The organism is uncultured Methanobrevibacter sp. (assembly GCF_947170395.1).
Taxonomy (GTDB): Archaea; Methanobacteriota; Methanobacteria; order Methanobacteriales; family Methanobacteriaceae; genus Methanocatella.
The window spans coordinates 1-10,197 of the sequence record NZ_CAMVTE010000047.1 but is presented as its reverse complement, the minus strand read 5'-3'; the positions used below and the strand labels follow the sequence as shown (position 1 = coordinate 10,197).

The following is a 10,197-nucleotide window of genomic DNA, read 5'->3' as shown; positions in this document are numbered from 1 at the left end:
GTGGTGAATGTGGTCATGTAATGAAAATTCCTTATCACAAGGAAAAAAAGTTAAAAAGGAGAGCTAAATATGAGTCAAAGCAAAAAAGAAATGATGAATAGAGCTCTTAATGCGATGACAATTAACATTGGTAAAAGCGGCGTCAACGATAATGTTATTGAAGAAATCAAACGCCAGCTCAAAGCTAATGAAATTGTTAAACTTAAATTTGCAAAAAATATCGCTAGAAATAAAGATGATTACATAGATGAAATTGTCTCTAAAACTAAAGCACAGCTTATAGATGTTAGAGGCCACGTTGCTGTAATCTATAAAAAAAAGCCTTAAACATTTTAAATTTAGAGTTACAGGCCCTATTTTTTAGGTCTTAAATTTACAGTGGATTAAGCTACAATTATTTAATAAAATATTGGAGAATTAATATGACTACTGTATTTGATGTACCTGCAGATTTATTAATTAAAAAAGTCGCAGAAGAATTTAAAAATAATGATAAAATCAATTCCCCTGCATGGTCCAATTTTGTTAAAACTGGTGTTCACAAAGAAAGAAAACCAGAAAACGCTGATTGGTGGTATGTAAGAACTGCTTCTATCATCAGAAGAGTTTACATGGACGGTCCTGTAGGAGTTATGAGTTTAAGAACTTTCTACGGCGGTAAAAAAGACCGTGGTGTACGTCCTGAAGTTTTCAGAAAAGGTAGCGGATCCATCATCAGAACCGCACTCCAGCAATTAGAAGACGCAGGATATGTTGAAAAAGTTGAAGGTGGAAGAGTTGTTTCCCCAGCAGGAAGATCATTCTTAGATAAAATTTCTGCTGAAATCATTAAAGATATTCCTGAACTTGAAAAATATTAATTAATTATTCGGAGAGTTTGATATGAGCGATTTAGATGAAATTCGTCAAAGAAGAATGGCCGAATTACAAGCTCAACAAGCTGCTATGCAAAATCAGCAACAACAAGCTGCTGTACAAGCACAACAGCAAGAAGCACAAAGACAACAGTTCGAAGCTCAGAAAAAACAACTTTTAGGTCAGATTATGACCTCTGAAGCTCGCGCTCGTTTAAGCAATCTTAAATTAACCAAACCTGAACTTGTTGAACAAATTGAAATCCAACTGATTCAATCAGCTCAAGCAGGAAGTTTAAGAGGTAAGGTTACTGATGAGCAATTGAAAGTTCTTTTAAGAAACATTGCTGGTCAGAAAAGAGAAATTAAAATTACAAGGAAATAATATCGATGAAAGCAGCTGTATTATATAGTGGAGGAAAGGATTCATCTTTCATGGCAGTCATGCTTAAAAGACTGGGTCTTGACGTTGAATTGTGTACAGCCAATTTTGGTGTTTATGATTCATATATTCCTGCAAGTAAATCAGCGGCATCTCTGGGATTTACCCATAAGGTTCTCGACTTGGACGTTGAACTTTTAGAAAAGACTTGTGACATGATAATGAAGGATGGTTTTCCAAACGACGGAATAAAGTTCATTCATGAAAATGTTGTGGAACAGGTTTCGGAAAAATATGATATTATTGCAGACGGGACCAGACGTGACGACAGAACTCCAAAACTGACAGTCAATCAGATCAGAAGCCTTGAAGACAGAAAAGATGTTCAATATATCAATTTGGACAGTTTCGGCCACAAATCCGTGAAACTGATTACATCAAACCTGTTTGAAATTTCCCATGAAAAGTCAAACAAGGACAACAGTTCAGATTATGAGGTTGAAATCAGGACTTTGATTGACGAGAGGGGTGGAAATTCACTTGATATATTCCCGGAACATTATCAAACTCGTGTTATTGGATATAAAAAATAATTATTATTACAGGTGAGAAAATGAGTAGAAATAAACCATTAGCTAAAAAATTAAGAATGGCAAAAGCAAACAAACAAAATAGGAGAATTCCAATCTGGGCTTATGCTAAAACTAACCGTAAACTTAGATACAGACCAAAACCTAGACATTGGAGAAGAAACAGTCTTAAATTATAAGAGGGGTTAATATGGAAAGAGTTTACACAATTCCACTTAGAAACGTAAAAAATGTCAAAAGGACTATCAGAGCTCCTAGAGCTATTAGAGAAGTACAAAACTTCTTGACTAAACACATGAAAGCAGAAGAAGTTAAACTTGATGAATCTATCAATCATGCAATTTGGGAAAGAGGTATTCAAAAAATACCTTCTAAAATTACTGTAAAAGCAGTTAAAGATGATGATGGTGTTGTAAAAGCTACTTTAGCAGAATAGGCTAAGTATCTTCGCCATATATTAGATTAATGTGAGGTAACAATATGTTGAAAAGAGTTGATATTGTAGGAAATCCGAATATAGGAGTATTCATTCTTGCAACAGATGATGTAGCTATTGTTCCTTATAATCTTTTGGATGAAAAAGCTGAAATAATTAAGGAAACATTAGAAGTTGACGTTGTAAAATCTTCTATTTCCGGCAGTAATCTTATAGGATCTTTAGCTGTAGCTAATTCAAATGGTATCGTTGTTTCCCCACACATTTTAGATAGAGAAGTTAAACAATTCGAAGAATTGGGCTTGAAAGTTGCTACAATTCCTTCACAGTTTACTGCTGTAGGAAATATCGTGGCTGCAAATGATAACGGTGCAATCGTAAGTCCGTTTCTGTCTGAAGAGGCATGCAATGTAATTGAAGAAACATTGGATGTTGATGTTGAATCACGTTCCATCAGCGGAAGCGACATTGTCGGTTCCCTAATCAAGGTTACCAATAACGGATTCTTGATTACTAAAAATGCCATTTCAAGCGAAATTAACTTGGCTCGTAAAGTATTTGGTGTTGAAGGAGATATAGGTACTGTTGGTAAAGGTATTTCTTTGGTTGGTGCTTGCTCCATTGCCAATTCACATGGTGCAATTGTAGCTAAAGGAAGTACCGGTCCTGAAATGGCTAGAGTTGAAGAGGCATTAGGCTTTTTGGATGATAATTTTTAATTAATATATCATGAGGGATTTTATATGATAACAAAAATTTACAGAGTTAAAGGTACTTTTGTAATGGGTGATGAATATCACAAATTCACTAAAGAATACAAAGCTACTTGTGAAGCTGATATAGAAACAAAAATCTATGAACGTTTCGGAAGTAAACATGGTATTAACAGGAATCAGATTTCTATCGAATCTATTGAAGAAATCGCTCCTGAAGATGTTCAAGACCCAATTGTAAAAGAAATTTTATAGATTTTGTTGGTGTTAATATGGAAGATCAACAAAGATTAAACAATCTTGTTAATGAAATGAATGCATACAGGCAACAAGCCGAATTGATTCAACAGCAAATTGATTTAATTCAAACTTCCATTGCAGAAGTTGACGCATTGTTCAATACCTTGGAAGATATCGAAGGTAAAGAATCTGTTGAAGCTTTTGTACCTGTAGGTGCTGGTTCTTTCATTAAAGGAGAACTTAAAAGTACTGATGAAATTATTGTAAGTATCGGTTCAGGTCTTGCCGTTAAAAAAGATGCAGATGGCGCCCGTGAAATTCTCACAGGCCAAAAAGAGGATTTAAAGGATAGCCTTGATAAAATGCTGGCTAACCTACAGCAATGCACTGATATTGTTGCAAATCTTCAGGCTCAAGCTGAGCAGATTGCCGCTGCAGCTCAAGGCAACATGACTCAAATGAGATAGATACATTTTACAATTTTTTCTATTTTTTTCTATTTTTTTCAATACTACTTATTTATATACTATTTTGACATGATTTAGATTGTTAATAGATTATTTTTTTAATGGAGGTGAAAATGTGAACCTTAAGAGTTTAGTCGCATTGCTTGTGATATTTGCTGTACTCATGTCTGCTTCATGCGTTTTTGCTGATGACAATATAAATGGGACTGGCGAGTCCGATAACGGTGAAACTGGCGAGGGTGAAGATGTTGAAGTTAATGAAACCGATGGCATTGACATTGCGGTAGATAGTGCCTACAACGGAACAGACGACAATGCGTCCGAAAGCGTTCCTGCATCTGCAGGTGGAAGTGAATCCTCTCTTGACAGTAATGCTGCAGGTAATCCTATTTTGGTATTGATGGTCGCTTTGGCAGTTTTAGGTATTGTTCCTTTTAAAAAATAATTTATATCAAATTTTAATTCTTTTTTTTCATTATTCATTTTTCTCATTTTAAATGCCTTTAAATAGTATGAAAAAGGTAAATATTAACAATATAAATTTTTAACTAAACTAAAAGGTTGGGTTAATTTTGTTTGAATCATTAAAAAAGAAGTTTTCACGTACCAGTGAAAAATTAGAAGAAGAGCTTATTGAAGAAGCTGAAGCAGAAGACAACCTTCAGGAGGAAGAAGGTACTAAATTTTCATTCTTTTCATTTGGACGTAAAAATAAAGAGGAAAAAGTTGAAGAAGATGAATCCAATTTACTTCCGGGTCCTGAAGATGAAGTCGATGAGGCTCCTCTAGAGGAAGATGAATCCGTTGAGGAGGATGGTGAAGAGGAAAAATCAGGATTTTTCTCCAGATTCCGCTCTAAGGATAAATCAGATGATGAAACTGAAGATGAAGAATACGATGATGATGAACCTGAAGAGATTGACGAGTCTTTAGACGATATTGAAGAAGTAGAAGAAATTGAAGAGCCTAAAGAGAAAAAATCACACTTCTGGAGCAGGAACAAAGATAAAAGTGAAGAAGATGAGTCTGAAGAGGAGGAAGTGGTCGAAGAGAAAAAATCACGCTTCTGGAGCAGAAGCAAGGACAAGGATAAGGAAGATGTTTCTGCTGATGGTGAAGCCAGTGGAGGACTGTTCTCTTTTGTGCGTGAAAAAACCATTTCAGAAAAGCATGTTGAAGACATCCTATTTGAGCTTGAAATGGAACTCCTGCAGGGTGATGTGGCTATGGAAGTGGCATCCGAAGTGGTGGACAGTGTCAAAAACGATTTGGTAGGTAAAAAAATCAAAAGAAGCAACGACATTACAGAATACACTTACCTTGCATTGAAAAATGCGGTTGCAGAAATCATTGACATTCCTGGCAAATCAATGACAGAAATGATTGAAGCCAAAAAACAGCAAGGAGAACCTTTGGTTGTAATGTTTGTAGGTATTAACGGTACAGGTAAAACCACAACAATCGGTAAGCTGGCTAATTATTATCTCAAAAAAGGTTACACTCCTGTAATTGCAGCATCCGATACATTCAGGGCAGGTGCTATTGAACAGGTTACCTATCACGCAGATAACGTTGGTGTTAAAATAATCAAGCACCAGAAGGGTTCAGATCCTGCGGCTGTTGCATTCGATGCAGTGGAACATGCAAAGGCACAGGGTAAAGAACTGGTTTTAATCGATACTGCAGGAAGAATGCAGACCAATACAAATCTTATGGATGAGATGAAAAAGATTAAAAGGGTTTCAAAACCTGATCTGGTTATATTTGTCGGTGATGCCCTAACAGGTAACGATGCAACAGAACAGGCCAAAAAATTCAACGAGGCAATCGACATTGACGGAGTTATCCTAACCAAGGCCGATGCAGACAGTAAGGGAGGAGCTTCCCTTTCAATAGGTTATGTAATCAAAAAGCCTATCATGTTTTTAGGTATGGGTCAGGGATATGACGACATTATGGAATATGATGCTGATTGGATGTTGAATCAGCTATTTTCTGACGATGAGGCGGTCGAAGTAGAGGCATAGTATGAACATTAAACTTTTAATGCCTGTTTTTGCCATTTTGGTAATGCTGATTGCATGGTTTGCGATATTTGGTGGAGGAATTGCTTCAGAACCTCCCGGTGACGTTTCAGTGGCTGTTGTTGGTGACGTCATGTTTGCACGTAATATGGCAGGTGTTTTAAGTGGAGGAGAATCTCCATTTGCAAACGTAAGCGATGTGCTGTCAAATGTGGATATACTTTTAATAAACTTTGAAAATGCGGCTACAAACTCAAACAGCGCAGTTAAAAGTGATGTTCCGTTGAAATGCGACCCGTTATATGTTCCTATGGCTCGTGAAAATAACATTACTATTGCAGCTACCGCAAATAACCATGTATGTGATTATGGCATTGACGGTATGAGAGACACTATTGCCAATCTCAAGAATGCCGGTCTGACTCCTATCGGCTCCGGTGAAAACGAAGAGGAAGCGCACCAGGGAGTATCCCAGGAGATCAACGGTAGAAACATAACAATATTGAATTATATGGATTCAAACAATTTTGCTGAATATAGCTACGAACAGATTCCATATGCCAATGGTTCCTCACCGGGATATTCAGCATATGACAGTGAAATTGCCAAAAAACAGGTTTCCGATGCAAAAGAAAACGGCAATATTGTAATAGTTTATATGCATTACGGAAATGAATATTCACTATCTCCTAATGAGGACCAAACAAGGATTTCACATGAACTGATTGATGCAGGCGCAGATGTTGTCGTTGGAGCACATCCTCATGTAGTTCAAGGAATAGAAATGTATAATGGAAAACCTATATTCTACAGTTTGGGTGATTTCATATTTGATTTGCAAAGGGAAAATACTCTTGATGCATATTTCGTTAAAATAGACTTTATTAATGACACTGGTGAATGTACAGTATATCCTGTTCATTTAACCAATTACGTACCTCATTATATGGATGCAGATAGTGGAGAATCTCTTTTAAAATCATTGTCTCCTCAATGCGGCGATATGGAAATCGCGAATGGGGTTGGAAAACTTAAATTTAATTTAACTGATGGTGATTAATATTAATTTGAAAAGATTATTCGTTGTCTGTGCGGCATTAAGCATATTTTTATGCTTGACATGCGTAAGTGCAGGTGACGTTAATGAAACTACGCCTACATTGGCTAGTGATGTGGATGAAAGCAGTTTAAGTGTAGAAGAAGTTGGCAATGTTGTAAGCGTTGACAGTGATGATACTGTATTGGAGCAATCTGAACCGTCAAAAAACGTTTCCACAAAATATGAGGTGACATCAGGAGCGGTATTTACCAAAAACACTCCATATACCTTCAAACTTCTCGATGATAGTGGAAAAGTATTAGCCAATAAGAAAATCAAGGTCACATTCAAGGATAAGGTGTCATATATAACCACAAATTCGAAAGGAATGATTTCTTATAAGCTATATGCAACAGGAAATCATCAGATAAGCTTTCTGTTTAATGAAGAGGGTTATGATACATTAAGCTTTTCTAAAAAACTCACAATAGTTTCAAATTCAAAAACCACAATCAAAGGATCAGATTATGTTGCATATGTGGGTGCCAGAAACCCATACACAGTTACATTGACATCAAATGGGGTAAAGATTCCTAACCAAAAGGTGAAATTTGTAATTTCAGGAAAAACCTACACTGTAAAAACAGATTCCAACGGTAAGGCAAAACTGAACATTGATTTGACCAAAGCAGGGAAATATCCGATTAAATTTTCATTTTCCGCTGTGAAAAACCTTAAGTCAAGTAGCGGTTCAGCCAAAGTAACGGTCAAGAAAGGAATGCCTACAACTATTGTCAGGATGAATGTCATTGACTTCAGACACCAAAAGGAGTTTTCATTCAGAGTCAAGTACAAGGACGTTCGTGGAGACCCGATTAAATCCAAAACTATTGTTTTGACAATCAATAAAAAAACCTACACACAAAAGACAGACAAGAACGGTGAAGCCAAATTTGACTTGAAGCTCAACAAGGGCAAATATACTTTCAAGGTCAATTCCTACAATACCAACATATACAATAAAGCTGTGAAGAACTATCCTATAAAGGTCAAATCAAATGATGTTGTAAATAACGGATTCTGGCTGTTTGGAAGTGACATGAAAAGCGTCAATCTAAAGACAATGGCCAAAAACGGTGTCAATCAGATATTCCTGAATTCATATGCGATTACACTGCATGGAAAAGATGAGGTGGCTAAATTCGCAACACAGGCAAAATCATTGGGTATCAATGTCCACATTTGGATGCAGGTGTTCAATGATGGGGACTGGATTACACCTGTCAACAAGGACGGATCATATAAATATTCATTATATAACTCCATAATCAATGATGCAAAGAGTTACGCTAAAATTGACGGTGTTGCGGGAATTCATTTCGATTATTTGAGGTTCCCTGGAACTGCTTACAAGTATAAAAATGGTGTAAGTGCCATCAATTACTTTACAAAACAGGCCTGTGACGCCCTTCACAAGCAGAATTCAGCAATTATAGTATCTGCCGCTGTGATGCCTGAGCCTTCTTCAATGAAATACTATTACGGTCAGGACATTGCTACAATAAGTAAATATCTTGATGTCATTGTTCCTATGGTTTATAAGGGAAATTACGGGCAGGGTGAATCATGGATTAAATCCACAACAGAATCCTTTGTAAAGATGTCCAATGGAGCACAGGTTTGGACTGGTCTTCAAGGATATTATTCAGACAGCAACGTTAAGAAATTACCTGCCTCCACATTGCAGAATGATGCAGATTATGCGGGAATGGGTGGAGCAACAGGCGTAATCATGTTTAGATATACATTATTTAACTTATTCAATTTAGATGATCTCTGAGGGATTTTATGAAAAAGCTATTGATTATTTTATTGGTGGCATTAACTCTGATGTCAATTTCAGCTGTATCTGCTGTAGATAACCAGACGCAAAGCGATTTTGTTAGTCTTGATGAGATTGACTCCGAACCGGTCAGGGCAAACACAACAATTTCCGCCAAACCAGTGACTGGATATGAAACATTTCAGACAGAATTTACAGTCAATCTAACCAGTGACGGTGAAAAATTGACTGGGATGCCGGTTAAAATTACAGTAAATGATGTTGACTATGATAAAAACACTGACGATAAAGGTCTTGTGGTTTTAAAGCTTAAGCTCAAAGAGGGCAGTTACATAGCTTCATATTCATTTGCAGGCAATGAAAATTATTCCCCTTCAAACGGAACAGCCAAGATAACCGTAAAAGCTCCTGCCGCAACTGTGTTAAAGCAGGCAGACAGCAATATAAACTACAGGCAGGGTTCAAAGACAGTATTCATTGTCCGCCTTACAAAGACTTATCCTGCTGCGGTCAAATATCAGAACGTTACAATTACAGTTAATGGAAAAACTTACAAAGCACAGACTGACTCAAAAGGTTATGCACAAATCTTTCTGAATCTTAAAAAGGGAACCTACACTGTCAAATATTCCTTTAAGGGCAACAGTCCCTATCTTGCATCCAGCGGGTCCTGCAAGATAAAGGTAAAGGAATCAATACCTAAAGGTGATGGATACTGGATGTGGGCTGGCGGAATGAAAACCGTCAATCTCAAGACACTTAAGGCAAAGGGGACTAAGCATATCTTCCTTAACTCCTATGCTATTGATTTGTATGGTAGGTCTGCAGTTCAGTCATGGATTGCCAAAGCAAACAAGCAGGGAATCAAGGTTCATATTTGGATGCAAGTGTTCTATGACGGCAAATGGGTACGTCCGGTAAACAAAGACGGTTCTTTAAAATACGATTATATGAACAAAAAGATATCCAAGGCCAAATATTATTCCAAAATAAAAGGAGTTGCCGGAGTTCATTTTGATTATTTGAGATTTGGAGGTACTGCCCATTATTATGACACTTCTACAAAGGCCATAAACTACTTTGCCAAAAAGGCATCTGTGGAAATCAGAAAATCAAAGCCTAACTGCATCATTTCAGCGGCAATAATGCCCGAACCGACAATGATGGAGTATTATTACGGTCAGGATGTTCCAACAATGTCCAAATATTTGGATGTGATTATTCCGATGGTCTATAAAGGCAATTACGCAAAAAACACTGCCTGGATTAAATCAGTGACATCCACATTTGTCAAACAGTCAAATGGAGCGCAAATCTGGACTGGTCTTCAGGCATACAAATCCGATAGCAACGTTAAAAAACTCTCACATTCCGAACTTTTAAAGGATGCGAAAGCAGCAAAAGCCGGCGGTGCAAAAGGAGTTGTTCTATTCAGGATTGGCGTTACTAACCTGTTAAACTTCAAGGCGGTTTAACATTTTTGTGCAAGAATTCTCCGGCTTCTTTAACCCGGAGATGAATTGCACCTTGAGAGGCATTAGAATTTATTTCATTAAAAAAATTATTACTCTTCAAATGCTCTCTTTGATAAACTCTTTTTATTATAAGT

General features: G+C 36.9%; 14 protein-coding genes and 1 pseudogene. All 15 read left to right on the top strand.

Annotated features, from left to right (window positions below; all coding sequences use genetic code 11):
• A pseudogene (locus Q0W04_RS09900) lies at positions 1-101 on the top strand (ribonuclease P); the annotation flags it as partial.
• Positions 70-327 carry a YhbY family RNA-binding protein gene (locus tag Q0W04_RS09895; RefSeq protein WP_298502768.1) on the top strand — a complete coding sequence of 86 codons (258 nt, stop codon included), beginning with the start codon at positions 70-72 and terminating at the stop codon, positions 325-327. The pseudogene Q0W04_RS09900 and the gene Q0W04_RS09895, both read left to right, overlap by 32 nt.
• A gap of 95 nt (positions 328-422) precedes the next feature.
• Positions 423-860: a 30S ribosomal protein S19e gene (locus tag Q0W04_RS09890; RefSeq protein ID WP_292813900.1), complete on the top strand. Its 438-nt coding sequence runs from the start codon at positions 423-425 to the stop codon at positions 858-860.
• Positions 861-882: 22 nt separating this feature from the next.
• Positions 883-1,239 carry a DNA-binding protein gene (locus Q0W04_RS09885; protein ID WP_298502765.1) on the top strand — a complete coding sequence of 119 codons (357 nt, stop codon included), beginning with the start codon at positions 883-885 and terminating at the stop codon, positions 1,237-1,239.
• 5 nt (positions 1,240-1,244) lie between these two features.
• On the top strand, positions 1,245-1,829 hold the full coding sequence (locus tag Q0W04_RS09880) for a hypothetical protein (RefSeq protein WP_298502762.1): 585 nt from the start codon (positions 1,245-1,247) through the stop codon (positions 1,827-1,829).
• Positions 1,830-1,849: 20 nt separating this feature from the next.
• Entirely contained in the window at positions 1,850-2,005 is a 156-nt protein-coding gene (locus tag Q0W04_RS09875) for a 50S ribosomal protein L39e (protein WP_004032463.1), read from the top strand.
• A gap of 11 nt (positions 2,006-2,016) precedes the next feature.
• Entirely contained in the window at positions 2,017-2,262 is a 246-nt protein-coding gene (locus Q0W04_RS09870; RefSeq protein ID WP_292741864.1) for a 50S ribosomal protein L31e, read from the top strand.
• A 44-nt stretch (positions 2,263-2,306) separates the two neighbouring features.
• Positions 2,307-2,981: a translation initiation factor IF-6 gene (locus tag Q0W04_RS09865; protein WP_298502759.1), complete on the top strand. Its 675-nt coding sequence runs from the start codon at positions 2,307-2,309 to the stop codon at positions 2,979-2,981.
• Between the two features lie 24 nt (positions 2,982-3,005).
• Positions 3,006-3,230 (top strand): 50S ribosomal protein L18Ae, encoded by a 225-nt coding sequence (gene rpl18a, locus Q0W04_RS09860; protein WP_298502756.1) that lies wholly within the window; start codon positions 3,006-3,008, stop codon positions 3,228-3,230.
• Positions 3,231-3,247: 17 nt separating this feature from the next.
• On the top strand, positions 3,248-3,682 hold the full coding sequence (pfdA, locus tag Q0W04_RS09855; protein WP_298502753.1) for a prefoldin subunit alpha: 435 nt from the start codon (positions 3,248-3,250) through the stop codon (positions 3,680-3,682).
• Positions 3,683-3,797: 115 nt separating this feature from the next.
• Complete coding sequence (locus Q0W04_RS09850; protein ID WP_298502751.1) at positions 3,798-4,127, top strand: hypothetical protein; 330 nt, start codon at positions 3,798-3,800, stop codon at positions 4,125-4,127.
• A 127-nt stretch (positions 4,128-4,254) separates the two neighbouring features.
• On the top strand, positions 4,255-5,709 hold the full coding sequence (gene ftsY / locus Q0W04_RS09845; RefSeq protein ID WP_298502748.1) for a signal recognition particle-docking protein FtsY: 1,455 nt from the start codon (positions 4,255-4,257) through the stop codon (positions 5,707-5,709).
• A gap of 1 nt (position 5,710) precedes the next feature.
• On the top strand, positions 5,711-6,766 hold the full coding sequence (locus tag Q0W04_RS09840) for a CapA family protein (RefSeq protein ID WP_298502745.1): 1,056 nt from the start codon (positions 5,711-5,713) through the stop codon (positions 6,764-6,766).
• Positions 6,756-8,585, top strand: coding sequence for a putative glycoside hydrolase (locus tag Q0W04_RS09835; protein ID WP_298502742.1), 1,830 nt, complete (start codon positions 6,756-6,758; stop codon positions 8,583-8,585). The genes Q0W04_RS09840 and Q0W04_RS09835 overlap by 11 nt, the downstream gene beginning before the upstream one ends.
• Before the next feature lie 8 nt (positions 8,586-8,593).
• A complete protein-coding gene (locus Q0W04_RS09830; protein WP_298502739.1) occupies positions 8,594-10,063 on the top strand; it encodes a putative glycoside hydrolase in 1,470 nt (489 codons plus the stop codon).
• Positions 10,064-10,197: the final 134 nt, after the last annotated feature.

Bases quoted from the DNA above. Each gene is read 5' to 3' on its own strand.
- rpl18a (WP_298502756.1), top strand. From the start codon at position 3,006: ATGATAACAAAAATTTACAGAGTTAAAGGTACTTTTGTAATGGGTGAT.
- Q0W04_RS09830 (WP_298502739.1), top strand. From the start codon at position 8,594: ATGAAAAAGCTATTGATTATTTTATTGGTGGCATTAACTCTGATGTCA.
- Q0W04_RS09840 (WP_298502745.1), top strand. From the start codon at position 5,711: ATGAACATTAAACTTTTAATGCCTGTTTTTGCCATTTTGGTAATGCTG.
- Q0W04_RS09880 (WP_298502762.1), top strand. From the start codon at position 1,245: ATGAAAGCAGCTGTATTATATAGTGGAGGAAAGGATTCATCTTTCATG.
- Q0W04_RS09875 (WP_004032463.1), top strand. From the start codon at position 1,850: ATGAGTAGAAATAAACCATTAGCTAAAAAATTAAGAATGGCAAAAGCA.
- Q0W04_RS09895 (WP_298502768.1), top strand. From the start codon at position 70: ATGAGTCAAAGCAAAAAAGAAATGATGAATAGAGCTCTTAATGCGATG.
- Q0W04_RS09890 (WP_292813900.1), top strand. From the start codon at position 423: ATGACTACTGTATTTGATGTACCTGCAGATTTATTAATTAAAAAAGTC.
- pfdA (WP_298502753.1), top strand. From the start codon at position 3,248: ATGGAAGATCAACAAAGATTAAACAATCTTGTTAATGAAATGAATGCA.
- Q0W04_RS09865 (WP_298502759.1), top strand. From the start codon at position 2,307: ATGTTGAAAAGAGTTGATATTGTAGGAAATCCGAATATAGGAGTATTC.
- Q0W04_RS09835 (WP_298502742.1), top strand. From the start codon at position 6,756: ATGGTGATTAATATTAATTTGAAAAGATTATTCGTTGTCTGTGCGGCA.
- Q0W04_RS09885 (WP_298502765.1), top strand. From the start codon at position 883: ATGAGCGATTTAGATGAAATTCGTCAAAGAAGAATGGCCGAATTACAA.
- Q0W04_RS09870 (WP_292741864.1), top strand. From the start codon at position 2,017: ATGGAAAGAGTTTACACAATTCCACTTAGAAACGTAAAAAATGTCAAA.